Origin of the sequence: Micromonospora sp. WMMA1363, from assembly GCF_030345795.1 — a bacterium.
Classification (GTDB): Bacteria; Actinomycetota; Actinomycetes; order Mycobacteriales; family Micromonosporaceae; genus Micromonospora.
Window position 1 is genome coordinate 55,910 of sequence record NZ_JAUALB010000001.1, and the last position, 24,919, is coordinate 80,828.

25 protein-coding genes and 5 pseudogenes are annotated in these 24,919 nt (G+C 73.5%); 13 read left to right on the forward strand and 17 right to left on the reverse strand.

What is annotated here, in order from left to right; genetic code table 11:
- Positions 1-101: 101 nt before the first annotated feature.
- Both QTQ03_RS00260 and QTQ03_RS00265 read right to left on the reverse strand, forming a co-directional pair.
- Positions 102-1,298, reverse strand: coding sequence for a thiolase family protein (locus QTQ03_RS00260; protein WP_289276152.1), 1,197 nt, complete (start codon positions 1,296-1,298; stop codon positions 102-104).
- 178 nt (positions 1,299-1,476) lie between these two features.
- Positions 1,477-2,814, reverse strand: coding sequence for a ribonuclease D (locus tag QTQ03_RS00265; protein ID WP_289276153.1), 1,338 nt, complete (start codon positions 2,812-2,814; stop codon positions 1,477-1,479).
- 640 nt (positions 2,815-3,454) lie between these two features.
- On the opposite strand from QTQ03_RS00265, the gene QTQ03_RS00270 reads away from it, so the two are divergent.
- On the forward strand, positions 3,455-4,315 hold the full coding sequence (locus tag QTQ03_RS00270) for a S1C family serine protease (RefSeq protein WP_289276154.1): 861 nt from the start codon (positions 3,455-3,457) through the stop codon (positions 4,313-4,315).
- 32 nt (positions 4,316-4,347) lie between these two features.
- Here the strand turns inward: QTQ03_RS00270 and QTQ03_RS00275 are convergent, their stop codons facing one another.
- Positions 4,348-4,920 carry a DUF3000 domain-containing protein gene (locus QTQ03_RS00275; protein ID WP_289276155.1) on the reverse strand — a complete coding sequence of 191 codons (573 nt, stop codon included), beginning with the start codon at positions 4,918-4,920 and terminating at the stop codon, positions 4,348-4,350.
- 230 nt (positions 4,921-5,150) lie between these two features.
- Here QTQ03_RS00275 and hemE point away from each other — a divergent pair.
- The 3 genes and pseudogenes from hemE to hemQ all read left to right on the forward strand — a co-directional run bounded on the left by hemE (position 5,151) and on the right by hemQ (position 8,360).
- A pseudogene (gene hemE, locus QTQ03_RS00280) lies at positions 5,151-6,247 on the forward strand (uroporphyrinogen decarboxylase).
- Between the two features lie 5 nt (positions 6,248-6,252).
- Complete coding sequence (gene hemG, locus QTQ03_RS00285) at positions 6,253-7,662, forward strand: protoporphyrinogen oxidase (RefSeq protein WP_289276156.1); 1,410 nt, start codon at positions 6,253-6,255, stop codon at positions 7,660-7,662.
- Positions 7,659-8,360, forward strand: coding sequence for a hydrogen peroxide-dependent heme synthase (gene hemQ / locus QTQ03_RS00290; RefSeq protein WP_289276157.1), 702 nt, complete (start codon positions 7,659-7,661; stop codon positions 8,358-8,360). The genes hemG and hemQ overlap by 4 nt, the downstream gene beginning before the upstream one ends.
- Positions 8,361-8,514: 154 nt before the next feature.
- Here the strand turns inward: hemQ and QTQ03_RS00295 are convergent, their stop codons facing one another.
- The 3 genes from QTQ03_RS00295 to QTQ03_RS00305 all read right to left on the reverse strand — a co-directional run bounded on the left by QTQ03_RS00295 (position 8,515) and on the right by QTQ03_RS00305 (position 10,475).
- Positions 8,515-9,414, reverse strand: a complete 900-nt coding sequence (locus QTQ03_RS00295; protein ID WP_289276158.1) for a cytochrome c biogenesis CcdA family protein — start codon at positions 9,412-9,414, stop codon at positions 8,515-8,517.
- Between the two features lies 1 nt (position 9,415).
- A complete protein-coding gene (locus QTQ03_RS00300; protein WP_289276159.1) occupies positions 9,416-10,000 on the reverse strand; it encodes a redoxin domain-containing protein in 585 nt (194 codons plus the stop codon).
- A gap of 214 nt (positions 10,001-10,214) precedes the next feature.
- Positions 10,215-10,475, reverse strand: coding sequence for a metallothionein (locus QTQ03_RS00305; protein WP_289276160.1), 261 nt, complete (start codon positions 10,473-10,475; stop codon positions 10,215-10,217).
- A gap of 153 nt (positions 10,476-10,628) precedes the next feature.
- Here QTQ03_RS00305 and QTQ03_RS00310 point away from each other — a divergent pair, with 153 nt between their 5' ends.
- From QTQ03_RS00310 to QTQ03_RS00320, 3 genes are all read left to right on the forward strand, one after another.
- Positions 10,629-10,904 (forward strand): isoamylase early set domain-containing protein, encoded by a 276-nt coding sequence (locus tag QTQ03_RS00310; RefSeq protein ID WP_289276161.1) that lies wholly within the window; start codon positions 10,629-10,631, stop codon positions 10,902-10,904.
- 108 nt (positions 10,905-11,012) lie between these two features.
- Positions 11,013-11,756, forward strand: a complete 744-nt coding sequence (locus tag QTQ03_RS00315) for a lytic polysaccharide monooxygenase (RefSeq protein ID WP_289276162.1) — start codon at positions 11,013-11,015, stop codon at positions 11,754-11,756.
- Entirely contained in the window at positions 11,741-12,343 is a 603-nt protein-coding gene (locus QTQ03_RS00320) for a DUF305 domain-containing protein (protein ID WP_502889669.1), read from the forward strand. The genes QTQ03_RS00315 and QTQ03_RS00320 overlap by 16 nt, the downstream gene beginning before the upstream one ends.
- A 93-nt stretch (positions 12,344-12,436) precedes the next feature.
- Here QTQ03_RS00320 and msrB read toward each other — a convergent pair whose 3' ends face one another.
- The gene (gene msrB / locus QTQ03_RS00325; protein ID WP_289276163.1) at positions 12,437-12,847 is read right to left on the reverse strand and encodes a peptide-methionine (R)-S-oxide reductase MsrB; all 411 of its coding nucleotides are present in this window, start codon (positions 12,845-12,847) and stop codon (positions 12,437-12,439) included.
- Positions 12,848-12,894: 47 nt separating this feature from the next.
- On the opposite strand from msrB, the gene ligD reads away from it, so the two are divergent.
- Together ligD and QTQ03_RS00335 are read left to right on the forward strand one after the other, a co-directional pair.
- Positions 12,895-14,010 carry a non-homologous end-joining DNA ligase gene (gene ligD / locus QTQ03_RS00330; protein ID WP_289276164.1) on the forward strand — a complete coding sequence of 372 codons (1,116 nt, stop codon included), beginning with the start codon at positions 12,895-12,897 and terminating at the stop codon, positions 14,008-14,010.
- Positions 14,011-14,098: 88 nt separating this feature from the next.
- Entirely contained in the window at positions 14,099-14,533 is a 435-nt protein-coding gene (locus QTQ03_RS00335; RefSeq protein WP_289276165.1) for a hypothetical protein, read from the forward strand.
- A 70-nt stretch (positions 14,534-14,603) separates the two neighbouring features.
- Here the strand turns inward: QTQ03_RS00335 and QTQ03_RS00340 are convergent, their stop codons facing one another.
- From QTQ03_RS00340 to QTQ03_RS00350, 3 genes are all read right to left on the reverse strand, one after another.
- The gene (locus QTQ03_RS00340) at positions 14,604-15,047 is read right to left on the reverse strand and encodes a GNAT family N-acetyltransferase (protein WP_289276166.1); all 444 of its coding nucleotides are present in this window, start codon (positions 15,045-15,047) and stop codon (positions 14,604-14,606) included.
- A 146-nt stretch (positions 15,048-15,193) separates the two neighbouring features.
- Complete coding sequence (locus QTQ03_RS00345; RefSeq protein WP_289276167.1) at positions 15,194-16,762, reverse strand: alpha/beta hydrolase; 1,569 nt, start codon at positions 16,760-16,762, stop codon at positions 15,194-15,196.
- Positions 16,763-16,795: 33 nt separating this feature from the next.
- On the reverse strand, positions 16,796-17,905 hold the full coding sequence (locus QTQ03_RS00350) for an ATP-dependent DNA ligase (RefSeq protein WP_289276168.1): 1,110 nt from the start codon (positions 17,903-17,905) through the stop codon (positions 16,796-16,798).
- Between the two features lie 136 nt (positions 17,906-18,041).
- On the opposite strand from QTQ03_RS00350, the gene QTQ03_RS00355 reads away from it, so the two are divergent.
- On the forward strand, positions 18,042-18,254 hold the full coding sequence (locus QTQ03_RS00355) for a hypothetical protein (protein WP_289276169.1): 213 nt from the start codon (positions 18,042-18,044) through the stop codon (positions 18,252-18,254).
- On the opposite strand, the gene QTQ03_RS00360 is transcribed toward QTQ03_RS00355, so the two are convergent.
- Positions 18,255-18,737: a GNAT family N-acetyltransferase gene (locus QTQ03_RS00360; protein ID WP_289276170.1), complete on the reverse strand. Its 483-nt coding sequence runs from the start codon at positions 18,735-18,737 to the stop codon at positions 18,255-18,257.
- A 75-nt stretch (positions 18,738-18,812) separates the two neighbouring features.
- On the opposite strand from QTQ03_RS00360, the pseudogene QTQ03_RS00365 reads away from it, so the two are divergent.
- From QTQ03_RS00365 to QTQ03_RS00375, 3 pseudogenes are all read left to right on the forward strand, one after another.
- A pseudogene (locus QTQ03_RS00365) lies at positions 18,813-18,944 on the forward strand (DUF1990 family protein); the annotation flags it as partial.
- A pseudogene (locus QTQ03_RS30150) lies at positions 18,944-19,108 on the forward strand (hypothetical protein); the annotation flags it as partial. The pseudogenes QTQ03_RS00365 and QTQ03_RS30150, both read left to right, overlap by 1 nt.
- Positions 19,109-19,181: 73 nt before the next feature.
- Positions 19,182-19,322 (forward strand): annotated as a pseudogene (locus QTQ03_RS00375) (DUF1990 family protein); the annotation flags it as partial.
- A gap of 21 nt (positions 19,323-19,343) precedes the next feature.
- Here the strand turns inward: QTQ03_RS00375 and QTQ03_RS00380 are convergent.
- From QTQ03_RS00380 to QTQ03_RS00405, 6 genes and pseudogenes are all read right to left on the reverse strand, one after another.
- Positions 19,344-20,264, reverse strand: a complete 921-nt coding sequence (locus tag QTQ03_RS00380; protein ID WP_289276171.1) for a DNA-3-methyladenine glycosylase family protein — start codon at positions 20,262-20,264, stop codon at positions 19,344-19,346.
- Between the two features lie 342 nt (positions 20,265-20,606).
- The gene (locus QTQ03_RS00385) at positions 20,607-21,260 is read right to left on the reverse strand and encodes a COG4315 family predicted lipoprotein (protein WP_289276172.1); all 654 of its coding nucleotides are present in this window, start codon (positions 21,258-21,260) and stop codon (positions 20,607-20,609) included.
- A gap of 220 nt (positions 21,261-21,480) precedes the next feature.
- Positions 21,481-22,260, reverse strand: a complete 780-nt coding sequence (locus tag QTQ03_RS00390) for an anti-sigma factor family protein (protein ID WP_289276173.1) — start codon at positions 22,258-22,260, stop codon at positions 21,481-21,483.
- Positions 22,257-22,951 (reverse strand): annotated as a pseudogene (locus QTQ03_RS00395) (sigma-70 family RNA polymerase sigma factor). The gene QTQ03_RS00390 and the pseudogene QTQ03_RS00395 overlap by 4 nt, the downstream one beginning before the upstream one ends.
- Positions 22,952-23,029: 78 nt before the next feature.
- Positions 23,030-23,887, reverse strand: a complete 858-nt coding sequence (locus tag QTQ03_RS00400; protein WP_289276174.1) for a spermidine synthase — start codon at positions 23,885-23,887, stop codon at positions 23,030-23,032.
- On the reverse strand, positions 23,887-24,912 hold the full coding sequence (locus tag QTQ03_RS00405) for a hypothetical protein (RefSeq protein ID WP_289276175.1): 1,026 nt from the start codon (positions 24,910-24,912) through the stop codon (positions 23,887-23,889). The genes QTQ03_RS00400 and QTQ03_RS00405 overlap by 1 nt, the downstream gene beginning before the upstream one ends.
- Positions 24,913-24,919: the final 7 nt, after the last annotated feature.

Consider the following 24,919-nt stretch of genomic DNA (forward strand, 5'->3'; position numbering starts at 1 on the left):
TGCCTTCTCCCTTCGCGGCTGCGGGGCTCGCAAGCTCACTCCTCGCGTTCATTTGTCTTCCCCCTTCGCGGCTGCGGGGCTCGCAAGCTCACTCCTCGCGTTCACTTGCCTTCACCCTCCCAGTGCGGGTTCTCCCAGATCACGGTGCCGCCCATGCCGATGCCGATGCACATGGCGGTGAGGCCGTAGCGGACCTCGGGGTGCTCGGCGAACTGCCGGGCGAGCTGCGTCATCAGCCGCACACCCGAGGAGGCGAGCGGGTGACCGATGGCGATCGCACCGCCCCACGGGTTCACCCGGGGGTCGTCGTCGGCGATGCCGAAGTGGTCGAGGAAGGCGAGTACCTGGACGGCGAACGCCTCGTTCAGCTCGAACAGGCCGATGTCGTCGACGGTTAGACCGGCGATGCGCAGGGCCTTCTCGGTTGACGGGATCGGGCCGACGCCCATCACCTCCGGCTCGACGCCGACGAAGCCATACGAGACCAGCCGCATGGCGACCGGCAGGCCCAGCTCGCGGGCGGTCTCCTCGGCGGCGAGCAGGCTTGCGGTGGCGCCGTCGTTCAGGCCGGCCGCGTTACCCGCGGTCACCTTGCCGTGCGGGCGGAACGGCGTCTTCAGGGTGCCGAGCTTCTCCATCGACGTGTCCCGGGGAGCTTCGTCCACCGTGGCCAGACCCCAGCCGGCCTCCGGGTCACGGACCGCCACCGATACCAGGTCGTCCTGGATCTTGCGGTTGGCGTACGCCTTCGCGGTCTTCTGCTGCGAGGCGAGCGCGAACGCGTCGGTGCGCTCCTTGGTGACGTGCGGGACGCGGTCGTGCAGGTTCTCCGCGGTGGCACCCATGACCAGGGCGGACGGGTCGACCAGCTTCTCGGCGACGATGCGGGGGTTGGGGTCGACGCCCTCGCCCATCGGGTGCCGGCCCATGTGCTCGACACCGCCGGCGATGGCGACGTCGTACGCGCCCATGGCGATGCCGCTGGCAACCGTGGTCACCGCGGTCATGGCGCCGGCGCACATCCGGTCGATGGCGAAGCCGGGGACGGTCTTGGGTAGGCCGGCCAGCAGGGCGGCGGTCCGGCCGATGGTGAGGCCCTGATCGCCGATCTGGGTGGTGGCGGCGATCGCGACCTCCTCGACCCGATCCGGCGGCAGCTGCGGGTTACGGCGCAGCAGCTCGCGGATGCAGCGGATCACCAGGTCGTCGGCGCGGGTGTTGGCGTACATGCCACCCGCCTTGCCGAACGGGGTGCGGACACCGTCGACGAAGACGACATCCCGAACTTCACGGGGCACTTGAGCCTCCTAGCCGGCACTGGCGGTTTCTCTCGGATGCTACTCGTCAGTAACCAACCTCGACACCACACCCCGTGTGGCCCACCCCACATCCGCCCGCGCGGCAGGCCCCGCGGATCGTGAGGTTGCCGGCAACTCCCGGGTGTCGCGTCGGCAACCCGACGATCAACGAGCCTGGTCAGGCCTCGGGTGGTGGGAGGAGCGGAACGGTCAGCGCCTCCGTCAGGGCGGGTAGGAGCAGGCCGAGCTGCCACTCGCGGGCGCCGAGCCCACGTAGGGTCTCCACCACGGTCCCATCCGTCACCTCCTCGGGCGGGACCCAGGCCAGCCGGCGGACCGAGTCGGGGGCGATCAGGTTCTCCGGCGGGAGCCGGTGCTCGCCCGCGACCCGGACGACCACCTCCCGGCACCGGGCCAGCCGGGCCGCGGCCACCGGGTCCCGCTCGGCCCACCGGTGCGGCGGCGGTGGGCCCTCGACCGCGGGTGCGACCGGCAACGCCTCGTCCGGCAGCTCCCGGGCATCGTCCAGGGCGGCCAGCCACGTCCGGGCGAGCCGCCGGACCGAGCGACCACCGAAACCGGGCAGTGTCAGCAGCGTCTTCTCGTCCCTCGGGTCCAGCTCGGCGGCCGCGACGATCGCCGAGTCCGGCAGCACCCGGCCCGGAGCGGCATCCCGGCGGGCGGCGATCTGGTCCCGCGCGTACCACAGCGACCGGACCCGGGCCTGCGCCCGCGCCCCGCGCACCCGATGGATCCCGGAGGTGCGACGCCACGGGTCGGCGCGGAACCGCGGCGGGCGGGCACCATTGCGGATCACGGCGGCGAACTCCTCCGCCGCCCACCCGGACTTGCCCTGCCGGGTCAGCTCGGCGTCGAGCGCGTCGCGCAGCTCGACCAGCAGCTCCACGTCGAGGGCGGCGTACGTCAGCCAGGACTCCGGCAGGGGCCGGCTCGACCAGTCCGCCGCCGAGTGGTGCTTCTCCAGCCTGAAGCCGAGTAGCTGCTCGGTCAGCGCGGCCAGACCGACCCGCTCGAAGCCGGCCAGCCGGGCGGCGAGCTCGGTGTCGAACAGCCGGCGGGGACGCAGCCCCAGCTCCGCGAGGCAGGGTAGGTCCTGGCTGGCGGCGTGCAGCACCCACTCGGCCTCACCGATCACCTCGTCGAGCACGGCCAGGTCGGGCAGCGGTAGCGGGTCGATAAGCGCCGTGCCGGCGCCCGCGCGGCGCAGCTGCACGAGGTAGGCACGCTGGCTGTATCGGTAGCCCGAGGCGCGTTCGGCATCCAGGGCGACCGGGCCGGTGCCCGCCGCGAAGCGGGCGAGGACCTCGTCGAGCTCGCTCGGCGTGGCCACCGGCTGTGGTGTTCCCTCATGCGGGGCGATCAGCGGAACGGGCCCGTCGACGGTCGGTTGCTCCCCCGCGTCCTCCGGCTCCGACTGGGCCGACGGCGGGCGGTGCGGTGTACTTCCCGTACGGCTTTCGGCGGCCCGACGGCTCTGGGGTGGTTCGTCGGTCACCTGCCAACCCTATTGCGGGACCCGATCGCGTGGGTGCAGCCGGTCCGGTGCGTGTCGGGGAGATGGCCGGCAGGTGTCCCGCAGTCGTCCGGACACCGGGGGAGACAAAGGGCATTCGTGCAGGTACGGTCCATTGAACCGGGTGAGTGCGCCGGGCATCGGTGCGGTCCGGGTGTGCTCGGGGAGGACGAGGGAGCATGGCTGCGGGCTACGGTTGGTCCGGGACGGAGGACGGCTCCGGCGCGATCACACCCGATCAGCCCGGCGTCCGCCCGGCCCCCCGGCCGATCGTCTCCGAGCTGTCCTCGCCGACGGCCCCCGGGTACCCGCCTGCGGCGCACCGGCCGGCCCCGACCGGTCCCGGCGCCGTCGATCCCGGCCAGCTCCCGGCGCCACCGCCCGCCACCTGGTTTCCGCCGGCCCAGGCCGGCGCCCGCAACGGTGCCCCCGGATCCGCGGCGCCGGGCAACCGGGACACCGGCGCCGTGCCGTCCACCGCCGCGGGAGCGCCGGCTCCCGCTGCCTTCGCCGCCCCGCCGGCCCCGGGCGGCGTTGGGCCGCCCCGCCCGCCTCGGGGCCGTCGGTCACCCGGGCGCCGGGGCCTGCCGTCCCGGCGGTCGCCCGGCCCGGCCTCCCGTCAGTGGTCTGGCCTGGTGTCCCGGCGACCGGGGGCCCGGCCGGAGCCTGGCCTGGCACCCAGCCGACCCCCGCCCCGGCGGCCCCCCGACGGGTCTGGCCCGGCCGCCTGGCCGCACTGCTCGTCGCCGTGCTGATCCTGGTGACCGGTGCGCAGGCGTACCAGATCGATCGGCTCACCGACCGGCTTGGCGACACCGATCGGCGGCTTGACACCGCCCAGCAGGGTGCCGGGGCGCGGCTCGACGGCCTGGAGACGCGGGCGGAAGCCCTGGAGGAGCGGGCCGGCGCCGCGTTCGACCCGGAAGCCGTCGCCAGCGCCGTGCTGCCCACCGTGTTCCGGGTGCGCGCCGGCCGGTTCACCGGCTCCGCGTTCGCGGTGGGCGGACCGACCGCCGGAGGCGGCACCAACCTGTTCACCAACTTCCACGTGGTCGAAGGGGTCTGGGAGGGTGGTGGCCGGCAGATTCTCCTGGAGCGCACCGATCAACGCTTCCCGGCAACCATCGTCACGGTGGACAAGGACAACGACATCGCCCACCTGCGGACGACCAGCAAGTTCACCGGTCTTGCCGCCGCTTCCGCGGCGGTGCGGTCCGGGCAGCAGATCGTCGTGGTGGGTGCCCCGCTCGGTCTGGAGGACAGCGTCACCACCGGTGTGGTGAGCGCGTTCCGCGAGGCCGAGGGCGGTGACCCGCCGGCGATCCAGTTCGACGCTCCGATCAACCCGGGCAACTCCGGCGGCCCGGTGGTCAACGGCAGCAAGCAGGTGGTCGGCATCGCCACAGCCAAGGCGCGCGACGCCGAGGGGATCGGTCTCGCCGTACCGATCAAGACCGCTTGCGACAGTTTCAAGATCTGCTGACGGTGTGAGGAGACCCAAAAACCTCTGATCGGTCAGGCCGCGCCAGCGGGTCGGTGCTCGGGGAGTGCCGTCACGCCGGGCGGCGGGAGGCCGGCGGTGGAGGCGAGCAGCGTGCACCAGGCGTGCAGGTGCGGCGTGAGATCGTCGTCGATCGGTGTCCACGACGCCCGGAGTTCGACGTCGCCGGCCGCGGGCGGCCCGGCGAGCTCGCCGAACCGGGTCGACACGGTCTGCGTGACCGTTCCGCCGATCGCCCGGTACCGGGCATCCTGCGCCGCCAAGGCATCGGTCAGCCAGGTCCAGCCCACCCCGGGCAGCAGCGGGTCGGCGGCCAGGTCCACCTCCAGCTCGGCAGTCACGTACGTGACCAGCCGCAGGGTGCCCTGCCACGCCTCGTGCCCGGCCGGGTCGTGCAACAGGATCAGTCGCCCGGTCGCCACCTCGTCGCCGTCACGGAGCACCGTCGCGGAAAGCGCGAACGCGTAGGGAGCCAGCCGCTGGGGCGCGCCGACCTCCTCCAGCAGGATCTCCGCCCGGGACACCGCGGACCGTAGCCCGGCGACCGCCCGGGCGAAGGTCTCCGGAAGCGCGATCGGGGGGGCCATGCCGGCAGCCTATGCCGCCGCCCGCCGGCCTTCCGGGCGGCGCGCCGATGTCACCGCGGCCGGCACCCGGGCCGGGAACCGGCGCCTGGCTCGGCTGGCGCGCGGAACCGGACCCGGGTTCGGCATTCCCCAAGGCGCTGAACAGCTCACTTCCCCAGCCGGTCGGACGCCGGTCACAAATGGTGGCGGTGGGCGCGGAGACCGCCGGGGCGCGTGGCACGATGGCCGCGATGAGCACCGACCCCACGGGCACCGCGGCCCGAGACGAGGACGCCCACCCCGGCGGACCCGCCGACTCAGCCTTCGTCCGGGCGTGCCGGCGTGAACCCGGCCCGCACACCCCGGTCTGGTTCATGCGCCAGGCGGGCCGGTCGCTGCCGGAGTACCGCGAGATCCGAGCCAACGTGGCGATGCTGGAGTCCTGCCGGCGACCGGATCTCGTCACCGAGATCACCCTCCAACCGGTCCGTCGGCACGGGGTCGACGCGGCCATCCTGTTCAGCGACATCGTGGTGCCGGTCGCCGCCGCCGGGGTCGACCTGGACATCGTGCCCGGCACCGGACCGGTGGTGGCCGAACCGGTCACCAACCGGCAGGGTGTGGAGCGAATCCGCCCGATCGGCTGCGACGACGTCTCGTACGTGGACGAGGCGGTGCGGATGCTGGTCGCGGAGTTGGGTGGCACCCCGTTGATCGGGTTCGCCGGCGCCCCGTTCACGCTGGCCAGCTACCTGGTCGAGGGTGGCCCCTCGCGCACCCACGCGAAGACCAAGGCCCTGATGTATGGCTACCCGGACCTCTGGCACGCCCTCGCCGGCCGGCTCGCCGAGGTGACGCTGGCTTTCCTACGGGTCCAGGTCGACGCCGGGGTTTCCGCGGTGCAGCTCTTCGACTCGTGGGCCGGCGCTCTCTCCGAGGCCGACTACCGTCGCTTCGTGCTGCCGCACTCGCGGACGGTCCTCGCCGGGCTCGCCGACGCGGGTGTACCCCGCATCCACTTCGGGGTCGGCACCGGCGAACTGCTGACCGCGATGGGCGAGGCCGGTGCCGACGTGGTCGGCGTCGACTGGCGTACGCCGTTGGACGTGGCCACCCGCCGGATCGGCCCCGGGCGGGCCGTGCAGGGCAACCTCGACCCGTGTGTGCTGCTCGCGCCGTGGCCGGTGGTGGAGGCCGAGGTGCGGCGGGTGGTGGAGCAGGGCCGGACCACCCCGGGGCACGTGTTCAACCTCGGCCACGGGGTGCTGCCGGAGACCGACCCGGACGTGTTGACCCGGTGGTGGCGCTGGTCCACGAACTGTCCGCCCGGCCGGCCGAGCGGGGCTGATCGGCATGCCGGCACCGTGGCGGGTCGCGGTGGTCGGCGGCGGGATCGCCGGCCTGGCCGCCGCCGTGCGGCTGCGCGACCGCGCTCCCGCCGGCACCGAGATCACGGTGTACGAGCAGAGCGGCGCGCTCGGTGGCAAGCTGCGCACCGGCGACCTGGCCGGCCAGGCGGTGGAGTTCGGCGCGGAGTCGTTCCTCATGCGCGACCCGGCCGGTGGCCAGTCCGCAGCCGTGGCCCTGGTCCGCCGGCTCGGGCTGGCCGACCGCATCGTGCACCCGACCGTCGGGCAGGCGGCGCTGGTCGTCGACGGCGGGCTGCGCCCGATCCCGGGCGGCACGCTGGTCGGTGTGCCCGGGGATCTGGCCGCGGTGACCACGGTCGCCCGGCCGGCGGCGGACGCCGACCGGGATACCGGCCGGGCGCTGCTCGGCCCCCACGACGACGTCGCGGTGGGGGCGCTGGTCCGCGCGCGGCTCGGCGACGAGGTGGTCGACCGGCTGGTCGACCCGATGCTGGGCGGCGTGTACGCGGGCCGCGCCGACGACCTGTCGCTGGCCACCACCATGCCGGCGCTGACCCGCTCCGCCCGCGTCGAGCACACCCTGGTCGACGCGGTGCGTGCCGCGCGGGCCGCCGCGCCCCGGTCGCCGGGTGCGCCGGTGTTCGGGACCCTGGCCGGTGGCCTGGGCACCCTGGCCGAGACGGCCGCGACAGCCAGTGGAGCGACGATCCGCCGGGACGCGGCGGTCCGCGAGCTCACCCCGGTCGGCGCCGGCTGGCGGCTGACTGTCGGTTCGATCCGTGACGCGGAGCTGATCGATGTCGACGCGGTGGTGCTGGCGGTGCCGGCCCGCCCGGCGGCGCGGTTGCTCGGTGGCGTCGCCCCGCTGGCCGCCGCGGCGATCGGCGGGCTGGACTACGCCAGCGTCGCGCTGGTCACCCTCGCCCTGCCGGAGCCAGCCCTGCCGGCGCTGTCTGGCTTCTTGGTGCCGGCCGCCGAGGGGCTACTGGTCAAGGCATCCACGTTCTTCACCACGAAGTGGGGGCACCTGCGCCGCCCGGATGGGCTTGCGCTGGTTCGTGCGTCGGTCGGCCGGTACGGCGACGAGGCGCAGCTGCAGCGCCCGGACGAGGACCTGGCGGTCGCCGTGCACCGGGAGTTGTCGGCGGTGCTCGGCGCCCCGCTGCCCGCGCCGGTCGCCCGGCACGTGCAGCGGTGGGGCGGGTCGCTGCCGCAGTACGCGCCGGGCCACCTCGACCGGGTGGCAGCCGCCCGGTCGGCGGTACGGGTCGGTCACCCGACACTGGCCCTGGCAGGTGCCGCGTACGACGGTGTCGGTATCCCGGTCTGCGTCCGCTCCGGCGTGACGGCTGCCGACGAGATCATCACAGCACTGGGAGGTTTCGGGACATGACCGAGCAGACCAACGTGGCCCGGCTCAAGGAGCTGAACGCCACCATCCGCTACACCATGTGGTCGGTGTACCGGGCCAACAGCCCGCTGCCGTCGCTGCGCGAGAACGTCGCCGGTGAGGTCGAGGCACTCATCGCGGAGCTGGCCGGTAAGGACGTGACCGTCCGGGGCACCTACGACGTCGCCGGTCTGCGGGCGGACGCCGATCTGATGATCTGGTGGCACTCCTCGTCCAGCGACGCGCTCCAGGATGCGTACCTGCGGTTCCGGCGCACCACCCTGGGACGCGCGATGACCCCGGTCTGGTCGCAGATGGCGTTGCACCGGCCGGCCGAGTTCAACAAGAGCCACATCCCGGCGTTCCTGGCCGGCGAGGAGGCCCGGGCGTACCTGTGCGTGTACCCGTTCGTTCGCTCGTACGAGTGGTACCTGCTGCCGGACGCCGAGCGGCGGGAGCTGCTGGCCGAGCACGGCCGGATGGCGCGTGGCTACCCGGACGTGCGGGCCAACACGGTCGCCTCGTTCGCGCTCGGGGACTACGAGTGGCTGCTCGCGTTTGAGGCCGACGAGCTGCACCGCGTCGTCGACCTGATGCGCGACCTGCGGGGTTCCCGGGCCCGGCTGCACGTCCGCGAGGAGGTCCCCTTCTACACCGGCCGTCGCCGCCCGATTTCCGACATCGTCTCCTGCCTGCCGTGAGCGGAAGGCCCTTGTCGACCCTGCCGTGAGCGGAAGGCCCTTGGCAACGCGTTTCGGCGTATCGGGGTGTGCGGTATGCCGTCCTCGGCGTACCGCTGATCGTGAAGCCGTGCCGGGCGTAGGAGTCGTCGGGGCGTCGCTGGAGGCGGGCCGGTCAGGCGGCGTCCACCGGTTCGGCCGGAGCGGAGGCCGGGCGGCTGGCGGCACGCCGGCGACGGCGTAGCACCGTGCCGCCGGCGGCCACCGTGAGCAGCGCCCCGGCGGTGGACGCGACCACCCACGGACCCAGGCCGGTCACCCATTCGCTGAGCGCGGACTGCACCCGGCCGGCGGCCTCGATCACCGGATCGTCGCCGCTCCTGCCGGAGAAGACCCGGATCTCGTACCAGCCGTACCAGGCCACGTACCCGCCGGTGAGCACGAGCAGAGCGCCGGCGAGGCGGCCGAGCAGCGGCGCGGCCCGCCGGGCGCGGCGGACCAGGGACTCCCGGGCCAGCGCGACCGCGAGCGCGGCGGCGCCGACCACCAGGCCCATGCCGATCGCGTACGCGACGAACAGCCCGATCCCGGCGAGTGGGCTGCCGGCCCCGAACCCGGCGACCACGACGGCCAGGAACGGACCGATGGTGCAGCCGAGCGAGGCGATCGCGTACGCCGCGCCGAAGAGAACCATCGACCCGAAGCTCCTCCGTACCTCGGGGCCGCTGGCCAGCCGGGGCGCGAACGTGGGCAGTGCCCGGCCGGTGAGCAGCCAGCCGCCGGCGGCGACCAGGGCGAGGCCGATCGCGACCGACACCCAGGGCAGGCGGCTCGCGAGGGCGTCGGCGGCGGGGCCGGCGAGCAGCCCGAACGCGCCGAAGACCGCGACGAAGCCGATGGTCATCGCGCCGGTCAGGGCCAGCGCCCGGCCCACCGGCGCGAGCGGCCCGCGCGTGTCCGCCGGGCCGTCACCCACCACCAGCATCGAGAGGTACGCGGGCAGCAGCGCGAAGCCGCACGGGTTGACGGCGGCGAGCAGGCCAGCGCCGAGCGCGAGGCCGTACGGGGCGTCCACGTCAGCTCAGCTCGGCCACGCGCCGCCGCAGGTCGGCCTGCGACAGCGGCCCGGTGTGTACGACCTTCCCGGTCGAGTCCAGCAGCACGTAGTGTTCCTGGCTGGTGACGCCGAACCGGCGCCACACCGTGCCGTCGTCGTCGGCGAGGTTCGGGAAGCCCTCGATGCCGGTGTCCTTGGCGAACCGGCGCATCGCGTCGTCGCCACTGCCCAGCCCGGCCACCCCGACCAGGTTGACCTGGGCGGCGTTGTCCCGCGCGACGGCGGCCACCGAGTCGGCGACGCCACGGCAGCGGGTGCACCAGGCGGCCCAGAACCACAGCACAGCGGGCCGGCCGGCGAGGCTCGCGCCGGCGAAGGACCCGCCGTCGATGGTGCGGGCGGTGAAGTCGAGGGCCGGCGGCACCGCGGTCGGGCTCGCGGTGGTGTCCGGGCTGGCGGTGGTGGTCGCGGGCTCCGTCGGGATGGCGGTTGGTGTGGCGGTGGTCGGCGTGGCGGCGGTTGGCGCACCGCTGTCGGTGCAGGCGGTGAGCGCGAGAGCGGCGGCCAGGGCGAGCGGGATCGCGCGGAGGGCGGTGACGGGCATGTCCGGATGTTAGCGGTGCGTCGGGCCCGCTGGGCCTTACCGCTCGGTTACGGTGCTGGCGTCCCTACCCACCGTGGCGGCGCGCATGCTCGCGCGCAATTCCTCCGGTTGGTGACCGTCGCGTCGTCCGACTGCCGCGGGCGCTTCGGTAGCGCCAGGCCGGGCGGGCACCGACGGCGCAGCGCTAGGCCGGGCGGGCACCGACGGCGCAGCGCTAGGCCGGGCGGGCACCGACGGCGTCGCGGACCTTGGCGCCCTGTTCCCCTTCTTCGGCCCGCGCGCAGTGGGCGCTGCAGAAGAACCGTCCGGACACCTCCACCCCGTGCCCCACGATTTTGACCTGGCAGTGTTCACAGATCGGCGCCATCCGGTGCACGGCGCATTCGAAGCAGTCGAAGGTGTGCACGTCGCCGCTGACCGTACGCACCTCGAACGACATCCAGTAGTCGTTCCCGCAGACCTCACAGGTCGCCATGACAAACCCCCGCTGGTGGACCGGTAACGCCAGGGTCGGACACCTGACGTGCCCCTGCACCGGAATCAGCGAATCTGGTGCGGTTTCACGGCGAGTCGTCCCTGGCGTGTCGGCCGTTGGTACCGGTGGAACAACCTCGACCCCGGAGGAAAAGTGATCAAGCGCAACCGGCTCTTCGGCAACCAGACCCGGGTCACCTTCTGCCTCCCCCGTGACACCCCGCCGGGAAGGGTCAGCGTGGTGGGCTGCTTCAACGGGTGGGAGCCGGGTCGGCATGAGCTGGTCGCCCGCCGGGACGGTACGCGCACGGTCACCGTCCGGCTCGGGCCGGGCCAGTACCGCTTCCGGTACCTGGCCACCGGCGGGGTCTGGCTCGACGACGACTCCGCCGACCGGATCGACGAGAACGGCAGTCTGCTGCTGCTCTGACGCTGGCTTTGGTCGATGTTGTTATCGATGGGAGTCTTTACTGTTAACAAGGTTTAAATTATTTTGAGTGGCATCCTCAGTAGTTTCGTCCGCGAAGGAGATGCCACCATGCATCGAAGAATCACCCTCCCGCTGGTCGCGGTGGGCGCTGTCGGGTCCTCGCTGGCCGTGGCCGCGCCGGCCCAGGCGCACGGCTACGTGTCCGGCCCACCGAGCCGGCAGGCGCTCTGCGCGCAGAACCGGGTGCCGGACTGCGGCCAGATCAAATGGGAGCCGCAGAGCGTCGAGGGCCCCAAGGGGCTGCGCAGCTGCCACGCCGGGATCGCCCGCTTCGCCGTCCTCGACGACGACAGTCGGGAGTGGCCGGCCACCAGCGTCGGCAGCACGGCGACGTTCACCTGGACCAACACCGCCCGGCACGCCACCAGCAACTGGGAGTACTTCGTCGGCGACACCCGGGTCGCGGTGTTCGACGGCGGCGGCCAGCAGCCCGGCGCCACCGTGTCACACACGGTCAACCTCGGCGGCCACTCCGGCCGGCAGAAGGTCCTCGCGGTCTGGAACATCGCCGACACCGCCAACGCCTTCTACTCCTGCGTCGACCTACAGATCGGCGGCGGCCCCGGGCCCACCCCGACCACGCCGCCACCGAGCCCCAGCCCGAGCCCGACGCCGACCGCCGCGCCGACGACCAACCCGCCCACCCCGGGCGACACCTGGACGGCGGGCCGCGCCTACCAGATTGATGACCAGGTCACGTACGGCGCGGCGACGTACCGGTGCCGGCAGGCGCACACCGCGCTGCCCGGCTGGGAACCGCCGTACACCCCGGCGCTGTGGACCCAGGTCTGACCGAACGGGTGCGGCCCCTACCCAGAGCGTGCCGCACCCGCGGACCCTGGCCCGGCGCCCTGCTCGCGGTGCTGCTGCTCGTCGCCGGCTGTGCCGGCGGTAGCCTGCCGTCCCCGACCGCCACCCTCGTCACCGCCCCGGTGAGCCTGCGGGGAGTGGATGCTCCGTTCCTCACCGCGATGGTGGCACACACCGAGCGGACACTGGAGATCGTCGAGCTGGTCGAGGAGCGCCTGACCGACTCCCGGCTCCGCACCCTGGTCGCCGCGATCGCGGCGACCGAGACCGACGAACTTCGGACCATGCGAACCTGGCTTCGGGACGCCGGCCGGCCCACCACCGGCGGGGAGCACGACCACGCCGGACACGCCGACGCCGACGACCTGGCCCGGCTGCGCGGGGCGTCGCCGGCCGACGTGGACCGCGTCCTGCGCTCGGTGTTGGCCGCGCACCAAGAGGCGGCCGCCGATCTCGCCCGGGCGCACCTGGCACTCGGCGGCAGCACGCCGGTCCGCGAGTTGGCCGAACGCGTCGCCCGGTCGCGGACCGCGCAGGTCGAGCTGATGGCCGAACCGGCGAGCGGCTGAGTCCGCCGCCGGCGGAGCCGGACGGAGCGAAGGTCGGGTCGCTCGACGGCGGACACCTCGAATCAGGGCCGCCGGCGGCGCCGGCCGGGTCGGTCAGGTGTCGCGTGGTTCCAGCCGGATGGCGACCGAATTCACGCAGTGCCGGGTGTCCTTCGGGGTGAACCGCTCGCCGTGGAACACGTGCCCGAGGTGGCTGTCGCACCGGGCGCAGCGGATCTCCGTACGGACCATGCCGAGGCTGTGGTCCTCGATCTCCTCGACCCGGCCCGGGATGGCGTCGTCGAAGCTCGGCCAACCGCAGTGCGAGTCGAACTTCGTGTCGCTGGAGAACAGTTCCAGCCCGCAGGCCCGGCAGTGGTAGATACCCGAGGTCTTGGTGTTCACGTACTCGCCGGTCCACGGGGCCTCGGTGCCGGCCTGCCGCAGCACCCGGAACTCCTCCGGGCTCAGTCGGACCCGCCACTCGTCCTCGGTGCGGGGCAGTTCGCTGTCGTCGAGACTCACCCGCCAACGGTACGTCGGATGTCGGAGCCATCGCATATCGTCGCGCCATGGGTGGCACGAAGGCAGGGGCCGACAAGACCAAGGCCGCGGACAAGACCAAGGCCGCCGACAAGACCAACTCTGCCGGGGAGATCAGGGCCGCCGGGGAGATCAACTCTGCCGGGGAGATCGAGGTCGCCGGGCGCCGCGTCCGGCTGACCAGTCCGGACCGGGTGATGTTCCCGCAGCGGGGGTTCACCAAGGCCGACGTCTTCCATTACTACCTGGCCGTCGGCGACGGCATCATGCGGGCGTTGCGGAACCGGCCGACGACGCTGCAACGCTTCCCGGAGGGCGTCGAGGGGGAGATGTTCTTCCAGAAGCGGGTGCCGGCCCGGGGGGTCCCGTCGTGGGTCGAGACCGCGCAGATCAGCTTCCCCAGCGGCCGGACGGCGGCGGAGCTCTGCCCGGCCGACCTGGCCCACGTTGCCTGGGCGGCGCAGATGGGCACGGTTGTCTTTCACCCCTGGCCGGTCCGTGCCGCCGACCCAGATCGCCCCGACGAGCTGCGCGTCGACCTCGACCCGCAACCCGGCACCGACTTCGCCGACGCCACCACCGCCGCGGCCGAGCTGCGGGGGATCCTCGACGAGCTGGGCGTGCCCGGCTGGCCGAAGACCTCCGGCGGCCGCGGCGTCCACGTCTATTTGCGCATCCAGCCACGCTGGACGTTCGTCGAGGTCCGCCGGGCGACGATCGCGCTGGCCCGGGAGCTGGAGCGGCGCCGGCCGGCACTGGTCACCACCGCCTGGTGGAAGGAGGAGCGCGGCACCCGGGTCTTCGTCGACTACAACCAGATGGCGCGAGACCGGACGATCGCCTGCGCGTACTCGCTGCGGGCCAACCCCCGGGCCACCGTCTCCACGCCGCTGGGCTGGGACGAGCTGCCCGAGGTCGATCCGGACGACTTCGACCTGCGCACCGTCCCGGCGCGACTGGCCGAGCGCGGCGACCCACACGCCGGCATCGACGACTCTCCGTGGGACATCACGCCGCTGTTGGAGTGGGCCGAGCGGGACGCCGCCGCCGGACAGGGCGACCTGCCCTACCCGCCGGACCATCCGAAGATGCCCGGTGAGCCGAAGCGGGTCCAGCCGTCCAAGGACCGCGACCGTCCCCGATGACCGTCGCCCGTCGCGACCCGCAGCCGGTGCCGGCCACCGCCGCGCGCTGCCCGGCGCGGTCGCCCGGTACTCGGGCAGACTGGGCGACATGACCCCCTCGACCGCTGTGATCCGGCGACTGGTCGGCGTATACCACGCCGACGGTGGCCTCCGTGGAGAGCTGACGTACCTCATCGGCAAGCTCCGCGGCACCACCGAATGCGCCCTCTGCGACATCACCCACCGCGGCCTCGGCCGGAAGCGGGAGTGGCGCGAGTTCGTCCCCACCCTGGGCGTTCCGGTCCACCTGGTGCACCTCAACGAACGCAACGCCGACATCCGCGCCGCCAGCGAGGGGCGTACCCCCTGCCTGCTCGCCGTGACCGACGCCGGGTCGGTGCTGCTCCTGCGCCCCGACGAGCTGGCGGCGCTGGACGGCAGCGTCTCCCGGTTCGCCGAGCGGGCGCGGGCGGCCGCCGAGGCGGCCGGGCTGCGCTGGCCGGACACCCGGCCGGCCCCGACGTCCGGACCGCCACCCGCGTGAGCGACCCGCAGACGCTCCGGCGGCACCACCGTGACGCCCCGCGATGTCGTGCCGCACGCAGACCGTCGCGTCAGAGGGCCAGCTTCATGCCCTCGTGGCTGGCCACGAAGCCCAACCCGAGGTAGAAGCGGTGCGCGTCGTGGCGGGTCTTGTCGGTGGTGAGCTGGACCAGGCCGCAGCCGCGGGCGTGGGCCTGGCCGATCGCCCAGGTCATCATGTGCCGGCCCAGCCCACGGCCGCGCTGGTCGGAACGGACCCGGACCGTCTCGATGAGCTGCCGCTCGGTGCCGTGCCGGCCCAGCCCAGGGACGTAGGTGAGCTGCATGCAGCCGAGCAGCTCACCGCCCGAGTCGGCAACGACGAGCTGGTTGCGCGCGTCGGCCGTGATGTCCGCGAAGGCACGCTCGTACCGGGCGTCGACGTCGGTGTGGTCCCGTGTCCGGCCGAGCACGTCATCGGCGAGCAGGGCGAGGATGGCGGGCAGGTCGGCCCGGACCGCTTCCCGGAAGATCACGTCGATAAGCCTGCCACAGACACAACGACGGATGCCCGATTGTCAGCTGCGGCCACCGCGCAGCACGATGCTTGCTCGCACGCGGGCGCTGGAGGAGCTGGCCACAACCGGCGTCGACCTGCTGGACCGGCCGCTAAAGGACCCGGTCACCGGGCCGGGCAGCGCAGCCCCGCCCTGGGGACGGTCAACGAGATCAGGTAGGCGTCGACCGCCGCCGTGACGCAGGGCGTCTGCGGGTAGGCGGTGTGCCCCTCACCCTCCCAGGTCAGCACCCGGCCCACGCCCAGCATCTCGGCCAGTGCCGGGGTCTGCTCGTACGGTGTCGCCGGGTCGCCCGTCGTGCCGACGACCAGGATCGGCGGCGCTCCGTCGGCCCGGCCGGTGGGGTACGGGTCCCGGCCGCCGGGCCACTCGGCACAGGCCAACATGCCGACCGCGAGCGCCGGCCCGAACAGTGGGTACGCCTGCCGCCACCGCGACTGGAGCTGCCGGATCTGCTCCCGGCTCGGCTTCTCGTCCTCGTCGGCGCAGTTCACCGCGAGGTTGGCGTCGAACAGGTTCGAGTACGTGCCGTCGGGCTCCCGGCCCGCGTATGCGTCGGCGAGGCGGAACACCTCGGCCGGATCGCCGCCCGCCAGCTCGTCGAGCGCCTGGGCCAGCTCCTGCCAGCCGGCCTCCGTGTAGAGCGAGGAAACCACGGCGTAGAAGATCCAGCCCGGGGTCGCCTTTCGGCCGTCGTCGCCCGGAACGGGGGAGACCCGCGCCTTGTCGAGGGCCGTGTTCACGGCCGCCCGCGCGTCGGGTGCGATCGGGCAGCGCCCAGCAGCGGAAACGCACCACCGCGAGAAGTTGTCGAACGCCCGCTCGAAGCCCTTGGCCTGACTCTCCGAGGAGGCGACCAGACCCAGCCGCGGATCCACCGCCCCGTCCAGCACCAGCGCCCGGACCCGCTGAGGGTGGAGCTGGGCATACGTGGCACCCAGCAGGGTGCCGTACGAATACCCCAGGTAGGTCAGCTTGTCGTCGCCGACGGCGGCCCGGACGGCGTCCATGTCCTGGGCGGCCTGCTCGGTGCCGTACAGCGGCAGCTGGTCGCCGTACCGGTCGCCGCATCCCCGCCCGATGCGCTGGTTGAGTGCGACGAACCCGTCGAACGACTGCTGGCTTTCCGGGTCGGGGTCGTAGCCGAAGCTCGCGTCGAGGTCGGCGTCGGAGATGCACTCCACCGGACTGGACCGGGCGACACCGCGCGGGTCGAAACCAACGATGTCGAACCGGTCGGTGATCGAGGCCGGCAGGCCACCGAACGCCGACCCGAAGGACAGGTAGACGGCGGTGTCCACGCCGGAGCTGCCGGGGCCACCCGGGTTGACGACCAGCGAGCCGATCCGGTCCCGCTGTTTCGTGGACCGGGCCCGCAGCAGGGCGATCTCGAAGGTCTCCCCGGCTCCCGGCCCGGACGTGGCGCCGGTGCCGCCACCCCAGTTGCGGGGCACCTGGATCCGGGTGCACTCGTAGCGCATGTTCGGCGCGGTGCGCCCGACCAGTTCCTCCGCGACGTCCGGGCAGGCCCGCCAGGTCGGTGTGCCGCCCGGGGCCGCCGCGTCGTCGGCGTCGGTGCGCGGTGCCAACGCCGGCAGGGTGCAGCCGGTGGCGACCAGGGTGGCGGCGATCAGGCCGACCAGGGTCAGCCGGCGGGTGAAGGTGCGTACCACGGGTGCGCCTTTCGTGAACGGTCGGGGACCGACCTACGCCGGCCCGGAGGCGGGGCCGACGCTTGCCGGGTCACCCCGCAGCACCTGGCCCACGTCGAAGCGGACCGGCCGGTCGAGCTGGTCGTAGCGGCAGGAGCGGGGGTCGCGGTCCGGTCGCCAGCGGACGAACCGGGCGGTGTGCCGGAACCGGTCGCCCTCCATCGCGTCGTAGCCGACCTCGACGACGAGGTCCGGGCGCAGCGGCTCCCACTCCAGATTCTTCGTGCCGGTCCAGCGGCTGACCCCACCCGGGAGGCGCTGGCCGCGTTCGTGGTCGCCGTGCACCCACGGGTGATCGGCGCCGGCGTCCCGGTATGGCTCGAGCTCGGCCAGCAACTCCTGCCGGCGCGCCATGGTGAACGATGCGCTCACCCCGACGTGGTGCAGCACGCCCTCGTCGTCGTAGAGGCCGAGCAGGAGCGAGCCGACCACCGGCCCGGACTTGTGCCACCGGAAGCCCGCCACCACGACGTCGGCGGTGCGCGCGTGCTTGACCTTGAACATGAGCCGCTTGCCCGGCTCGTACGGCAGGTCGGCGGGCTTGGCGATCAGTCCGTCCAGCCCCGCGCCCTCGAAGAGGTCGAACCAGCGACGCGCGGTCGCCGGGTCGGTGGTGACCTGGGTGAGGTGCACCGGCGGCCGGACGCCGGCCAGCGCCGCCTCGAGCCGGGCCCGTCGTGCCGGGTAGGGCCGGTCGAGGAACGCCTCGTCGTCGAGGGCCAGCAGGTCGAACGCGACGAAGTCGGCGGGGGTCTGCTCGGCGAGCAGCCGCACCCGGGAGGCGGCCGGATGGATGCGCTGGGCCAGCAACTCGAAGTCGAGCCGGGGCTGCCCACCCGGCCCGTCACGCCGGATCACGATCAGCTCGCCGTCGACCGCGCAGCGCTCGGGCAACTGGCGCAGGGCCTGCTCGACCACCTCCGGGAAGTAGCGCGTCAGGAACTTGCCGCCCCGACTGGCCAGCTCGACCTCGTCGCCGTCGCGGAAGACGATGCAGCGAAAGCCGTCCCACTTTGGCTCGTACGTCATCCCGGGTGTGGCGGGCACCTTCGGAACGCTCTTGGCGAGCATCGGCTCGACCGGCGGGGTGATCGGCAGCTTCACGGCGACCAGTCAACCAGACAGCACCGACAACCGTGAGCAGGATCACCGTCGGACGGTGGGCGGCCCGTTCCTCGGCGTCCCTGTTCGTCCTCACCGGGGCAATCGGGAAACCGCTGGTCAGAGCTAACTTCGCCGGGTGCCGGAATGGGTCTGTGGGTGCTGCGGGCGGTGGCGGGTGAGCGTCGAGCTGATCCGCGGACGCTACCGCTACCGGCTGGTGCAGCGGTATCCGGAGCGCTTCGGCGGGGGTAAGAACGTGCTCGGCGAGGTCGGCACGGTCGACGAGTTGGCCGACCTGCTGCGCCGGTGTACCCCGCTGGAACTGGCCGACCTGCGTGCGGCCGCGTGATCAGCAGCGGACCGGCGCCCGCTTCTCCAACACCGCAAGCCGGACCCCGTTCGGATCCGGCTCATGTCCCACCACCCGGTACCCGTGCCGCTGGTAGAACCGCAGGCTGTCCTCGCTGTCCGCGCCGGTGAACAGGGCGAAGCGGCAGATCCGGGCCGCCACCACCGCCTCGACCGCCCGGAGCAGGCGGCCGCCGATTCCCCGGCCCTGCTGGTCAGGGGCGACCGACAGCCGGCCCACATGGGCGATGTCGTCCTCGATGCGGATCCGGACGGACCCGACGAGCCGGCCGCCCAGTCGGGCGGTGAGCACGGTCTGCGGCCCGGCCAGCGTCGCGCGCACCTCCTCCAGTGTCTCGGTGAGCGGTGGCAGGAACGGGTCGGCGTAGCGCTGTGCCTCGGTCAGGTACGCGGCGCGCTGCACGGTCAGGATCTCGCCGGCGTCGACGGGGGTCGCGGGGGCGATCAGCGGGGGTGTGGTCACGTGCGCCAGCCAACCACAGCCGGCCGGCTGCGCGGTGCCCGGCGTACCGGCCAGTGACCGTGACAGGGTGGGTTCATGCCGGACCTGACCTACGCCGAGGTGGGCACGACCCGTGACGGTCCGTTGCCCGCCGGCTACCACCACCTGCGGCACCGGGTCCGCCTCCCGGTCGGCTGCTACCGGGAAGCCGCCACGGCCGTCCTCACCTGGCGGCTGCACCGCACCGCCGGGGTGCGGATGCGCACCGACGCACCGACGCGCCGTGCGCCGTACCCGAGGTCGCCGTCACGCCCGGCCTGGGCGTCGGCCCGGTCCGGGTCTGGGGCCCGTGCACGGTGGTCTGGGCCGAGGACGGCCCGGAGCGGGCCGGTTTCGGCTACGGGACCCGGCCAGGCCACCCGGAGCGGGGCGAGGAGGCGTTCGTGGTCAGCCTGGGACGCCGCAGGTCGTGTCTGGTTCGAGGTGGTGGCGTTCAGCGTTCCGGACTGGTGGCTGCTGCGTGCCGCCGGCCCGCTGGCACGCGGCGTGCAGCACGCGTACGCCCGGCGGCTGGGGCGGACGTTGCGCCGACTCTGTGACCGCTGACCGCCGTTTGACACGAGCTACCTAGAACCGCGCGAAGGAGCGGATCGGCGCGCGGGGGCCGAACCTGGGTGCCTGCACGGCGGCGGCCTCCAGCAGGACACAGACCCGACCCCGGTGCCCCCGGAACGGCTCCAACAGGGCCAGCATCCGGGCGTCGTCGCCACGCGGCTCGCCCGCCAGGGCCCAGGCCACCGTGTTCGGCACGTGGTAGTCACCCACGCTGACCGCGTCCGGGTCGCCGTACGCGACGCGCACCACCTCGGCGGCCGTCCACGGCCCGATTCCGGCGACGGCGGTGAGCCGGCGGGTGGCGTCGGCGGAATCCGGGCAGCGTTCCAGCCGGTCGGCCAGCGCCGCGGCCCGGCGCAGCGTCTCCGCCCGGCGCTGCTCGACACCGAAGGGGTGGAAGACCCAGTACGGGGTGGCGGCCACCGCCGCCGGTTCCGGCGGCAGCAGCAACGGCTGTGCCGGACCGGGAGCCGCCTCCCGGAAGTGGCGGACCGTCGCGGCGTACGCCCGGTAGGCCTCCTTGCCGGTGACCTTCTGTTCGAGGATCGCCCGCAGCAGCCGGGGGAACACCTGACCGGTTGCGGGCATCCGCAGCCCGCGGTGCCGGGCCGCCAGCTCGGCCACCACCGGGTGCGCGGCGGCCAGCTCGGGGAACCCGGTGAGATCGTCCCGCAGGCCGGCGACCGCGTCGGCCCGCTGCACCACCCAGTCGGCGCCGGGGCCGTACCCCTCGGCGAGCAGGTCGCCGGCGGCCGGCCGCAGGGCGAGGGTCGCCGGTCCGGCCGGCGTGCGGGCGGCCCACCAGAAGGTGCCGGCGGTGATCCGGGCGCAGGGGTCGTACGGGCTGAAGGTGAGCGAACGGACCGATGCGGCCAGCCGATACCCGGCCGGTGGGCGCAGCACCCGGCGGGCGGGGGGTTCGGTCCCGGTCACCCGAACATGCTGCCACGGGCGCCGGCAGCGACGGACAGCACCGCCGGCGCCCGTGAGGGCGTCGGCGGTGCCGTCCACACCGGCGGGTCGGCCGGGATCCGGCCGTGGGTGCGGGTTGGGGGGACCGCGGTGGGTCGCCTGCCGGCGCGGGTGACCCACCGCCCACATCCGCGCCGGGGGCTGCGGGACGCTCGGGACCGTCCGTCGACGTGCGGCGCCGGCCCGGGGGACGGGCCGGCGCCGCGGTCGGACGTGGGCGTTGCCGGTACGCCGGACGTCCGGATCTGGCGCCGGTTGCCGGCCGGATCTTCCTCGGCCGACCGGCCACCGGGTCTTACCGGGTCAGTACGAGTAGTCCGATTTCTCGTCCTGCTCCGCGTCCGACGGCGGCGCGACCGGCTTCGGCGTGCCCGTCGGCAGGCAGGTGAGGTTCTTCTTGCCGTCCGGGGCGACCACGAACCAGGTCCCGCCGACGCCCTGGCCCTTCCACTGCCCGGCCTTCTGGTCGCCGATGTAGCGGTACAGCGGCCAGCCGTCGAGCGTGATCTGCCGGGTGCCGTCCTGCCGGGTGATGGTGCCGACCAGGTTGTCGGCGACGTCGTCGAGCTGCGGGTCGCCGTCGGTCAGCGCCGGCGGCCACACCTCGGCGCACTTGTCGACGCAGTTCGATGCCGCCGGGTCGTTGGTGTCCTTGTCGAAGCGGTACAGGATGAATCCGTCCTGGTCGGTGACCACGCTGCCCATCCGGGCGACCTTCTTGCCGGTCAGCGAGTCGGTGAGTTCGACGTTGGCGGGCGGCTGCTGCGGGGCGACGTCGTCCGCCGGAGCTTCGGCGGACGACGTCGCCTCCGGCTCGACGGCCGCGGTGGGCTCGGCCGCGGCGACGGCGACCGGCTCGGCGGCGCCGGAATTCGCCCCGTCGTAGCCCGCGGGAGCGCAGGCCGTAAGTGCGACCATCGCGCTCGCTACGATGACGGTCCGCTTCATCTGTGCCACGTGCCCTCCTCATATTTGGCAGTTCACCCGGAAATACGTGCGGTGTGCTGTCAAGGTTGAATGTGGAACAGTGGCCAATTTCACCAATGAATCATTGAACCGGCCGGATCGGTATTGCGTGTCTGGGGCGCAGAGGAGCCTTACGGAAGAGGCTCGTGTTCAAGAAACACTGGACAGACGTCGGCCAATGCGGCCGACGCCTGTCCGGGGTACCGTCGGACTACTTGATCGGTACCGTGACCAGCGGGCTCGCCACCCCGTCCGGGTCCACCGACTGCACCTGGAGGTGCTTGATCTCGTCGATGGGGGTCGACGTTGCCGCAGACAGCGACAGTAGCGTCGAGTTGGTGTTCGTGCCGTAGCCGCCGTCGGGCACCGACCAGGTGGAGACCACCTCGCTGGTGTTGTTCTTGCGCATCACGACCAGCCGGCAGGCGCGTGGTCCGGGCAGCCGACCGAGGATGAAACTGACCTTCGTGCCGAAATCCTTCGAGGCGACGAAGAAGTTGGCCTGGACGCCGGTGGTCGCGTCGACCTCGTTGTACTTCGTGCCCTCCGGGAGTTCTCCGCCGACCCCAGGATCGTTCGGATCGCTGCTGCGGGTGGCCACCGGCCCGGTCGGGACGGCGGTCGGCTGGGCGTCGACGACCGGTGGGGCGCTGTCCTCGGCGATGCTGACGAAGCCCACCCCGGTCAGCCCAGCGAAGACCACCACGGCGGCGGCCGTCGCCAACACCCGCCGGAACCGTGTCCTCCGGCGGTGGTCGCGGACCGCGACCAGCGTCCGATCCAGCAGCGCCGGATCCGTCCGCGTCTGCTCCAGCGCGCTCATCGTCTCGCCGTCGATGTCGGAGAGCAGCCCGACCACCGGCATCATCGTCTCCAGCTCGGCCGCGCAGGCCCAGCAGGTGGCGAGATGCTCCTCGAACCGCTCGGTGTCGTGTTCGTCCAGCACGCCGAGCGCGTACGCGGCGACGTCCATGTGGTCCACCCGGCTCATTCCGTCACCCCCCGTTCCTGCAGAGCCGTGCGCAGGGCGCGCAGCGCGTAGTAGACCCGTGATTTCGCCGTGCCGAGCGGAAGGCCCAGTTCCTCGGCTGCCTCCGGGACCGTCCGGCCCGGAAGTACGTCGCGACCAGGATCTCCCGGTGCGACTGGCTCAGCGTACGCAGCGCGTCCGCCACCGTCATCGTGCGCAGCACCCGGTCGGTGCTGTCCGCCTCGGCGAACGCGGTCAGGTCCCGGTCGTACGTCTCGGCCGGCCGGGCCTGCTCACTGCGATGCTCGTCGATGGCGATGCGCCGTGCGACGGTGACCAGCCAGGGCCGCAGCGAGCCCTGCCCCTGCGCACCGAGCCGGTGCGCGTTGCGCCACGCCCGCAGCAGCGTCTCCTGGACGATGTCCTCCGCTCGCTGTCGGTCCCCAGCGGTCAGCCGCATGACGAAGGCCAGCAGCGGACCGGCGTGCTCGGCGTAGAGTAACCGGACCAGGCGGTCGGAGTGATTCGACTCGGCGGACGGCGTCGCCTGGTGCCGTCCGGGAGCGGGTCGGGGTGTCACCGGCCCATTCTGGCGAGGGACACCCCGTGCGTCGACCTCGCGTGCCGACGCGCTCGACCGCGACTGGGATCGCGCGGACATCCAGTCCGCCCGGACCCAGTCACCGTGCCAGCCGGCCGCCACCGCATGCATGCAGACCTCCGGGAGATGACTGCGGCCGTCCCCCCACGGGCTGGCCGTCCGGTGGTACGCACCGCCGGCCTTGACGGATCAACGTCGGACCGAAAAAATCCCCGGCGGTGGGGGCGTGGAGTCGGTCGCGTCTGCGTCGCGGACGACCGCGGCGCCCCCGGCGAACCGGTCCAGTTCCCCGCCGGCCACCAACCGTCCAGGAAACCAGTCCCCGGCGACCCGCCGGGTCAGCGCCGCCAGCGGTGGATCGGCCCGGCCGGCCAGCAGCACCAGGTTGCCGTAGCGGCGACCGCGCAGCACAGCCGCGTCCCCGACCAGCGCCATCCGGGGAAGCACCGACCGGACCGTGGCGACCTGACGGCGGGCGTGCCGCAGCGGCGGGCCGTCGGCGACGTTCGCCAGGTACCAGCCCGCCGGACGGAGCACCCGCGCCACCTCGGCCGCGTACTCCACCGAGGTAAGGTGGGCCGGGGTGCGGGCACCGGCGAACACGTCGGCGACCACTACGTCGACACTCGTGTCCCGAGCGGCGCTGAGCACCGCCCGGGCGTCGGCGACCCGGACCCGGAGCCGGGGGTCGGCCGGCCAGGGCAGTTCCCGGCGGACCAGGTCGACCAGGGCACCGTCGACCTCGCACACCCGTTGGGTGGAACCGGGACGGGTGGCGGTCACGTACCGGGGCAGGGTCAGCGCGCCGCCGCCCAGGTGCAGCACCCGCAGCGGCACACCGGCCGGGGCGAGCAGGTCGATCGCGGCCCCGAGCCGCCGCACGTACTCGAACTCCAGGTGGGTGGGGTCGGCGAGGTCCACATGGGACTGTGGCGCGCCGTCGAGCAGCAGCGTCCAGGAACCCGGCCGGGTCGGGTCGGGCACCAGCTCCGCCACCCCGGTGTCGACCCGTGCGGTCACCCGGTCGGCGGCCCGTTTGCGGCCCATCAGTCGCGGCCACCGGCCGCCGGCCGGGGCCGCGGCGGGCCGGCGGGTGGCGCGCTGGCGGGCGCCCGGGGTGGTGTGGCGGCCCGCGCGGCGACGGTGAGCGCGCGGTACAGCAGTCGGGCGTCGCCGAGCAGCGCCCGCAGCCGGCGCTCCAACCCGGCGATGGGGACCAGGTTCTGCGGGGCGCGCGGGTCCTTGTACGGGGTGGACGCGAAGCGGGGCAAGGTGACCACGGACCGGTCGGCCAGCGCCACCGCCTCAGCGACGTCGAGGTCGGCGGAGCACTCCACCCGCACCACGCCCGCCCACGGCGCGCCGTGGGCCACCGGCAGCCGCAGATACCACGACCAGCCGCCCCAGGCGGTGCCCAGCCGGAACACCGGGGACCGCTCGCCGGCCGCGAGCCCGGTGACCACGGCCGTCAGCCGCGCGTCCAGGTACTGGCTGTGCTGGGTCTTCACGTAGCCGAGCGTCCGGGGCAACTGCCGCCGGTTGCGCAGCGGACCGTCCACCACCAGCAGGTCCCCGTCGGTGCGGGCCGCGCCGGAAACCTCCACCTCCAGCGCGGTCAGCGGCCCCTGCACGGCGGCCGGCAGCTTGGCCAGCTCACCGCTGCCACCGACCCGGTGCACCGGGTAGCGGACGCTGCCAGCCCGCACGTCACCGGCCGACGGGCTCGCGGTGAACAGACCCCGGCCAACCTTCGCGCCGGCCAGCCGCGCCACGCCGCCTTCCAGGTCACAGCGGACCACGCCGGCCGCGTACGAGGCGGCCAGGCCCGGATACGACCCGCCGTCGTCCTCGGCAATCCACAGACTGGCGTCGATCCGACGGACCCCGTCGACGAGCAGCACCATGTCCGGCGGGCGGACACCGGGCCGCGGCCCGATTCCCCGCCAGTCCACGGCGGGTAGTTCGTGGTCAGCCTCGACCCGGGCACTGCTGGGCGCGGCCGGGCCACCGCCGGTCGCCTCGAACGACGTCCCGTACGCCGGGTCCCACGCGTCGACGAAGAACCGGCTCACGCGGGCC

What these genes read in the sequence shown, in the direction of transcription:
- QTQ03_RS00275 (WP_289276155.1), bottom strand. Translation starts at nt 4,920, where the DNA reads ATGGCCCCCCCGATCGCGCTTCCGGAGACCTTCGCCCGGGCGGTCGCC.
- hemG (WP_289276156.1), top strand. Translation starts at nt 6,253, where the DNA reads ATGCCGGCACCGTGGCGGGTCGCGGTGGTCGGCGGCGGGATCGCCGGC.
- hemQ (WP_289276157.1), top strand. Translation starts at nt 7,659, where the DNA reads ATGACCGAGCAGACCAACGTGGCCCGGCTCAAGGAGCTGAACGCCACC.
- QTQ03_RS00300 (WP_289276159.1), bottom strand. Translation starts at nt 10,000, where the DNA reads ATGCCCGTCACCGCCCTCCGCGCGATCCCGCTCGCCCTGGCCGCCGCT.
- QTQ03_RS00305 (WP_289276160.1), bottom strand. Translation starts at nt 10,475, where the DNA reads ATGGCGACCTGTGAGGTCTGCGGGAACGACTACTGGATGTCGTTCGAG.
- QTQ03_RS00315 (WP_289276162.1), top strand. Translation starts at nt 11,013, where the DNA reads ATGCATCGAAGAATCACCCTCCCGCTGGTCGCGGTGGGCGCTGTCGGG.
- ligD (WP_289276164.1), top strand. Translation starts at nt 12,895, where the DNA reads ATGGGTGGCACGAAGGCAGGGGCCGACAAGACCAAGGCCGCGGACAAG.
- QTQ03_RS00335 (WP_289276165.1), top strand. Translation starts at nt 14,099, where the DNA reads ATGACCCCCTCGACCGCTGTGATCCGGCGACTGGTCGGCGTATACCAC.
- QTQ03_RS00390 (WP_289276173.1), bottom strand. Translation starts at nt 22,260, where the DNA reads ATGAGCCGGGTGGACCACATGGACGTCGCCGCGTACGCGCTCGGCGTG.
- QTQ03_RS00400 (WP_289276174.1), bottom strand. Translation starts at nt 23,887, where the DNA reads ATGGGCCGCAAACGGGCCGCCGACCGGGTGACCGCACGGGTCGACACC.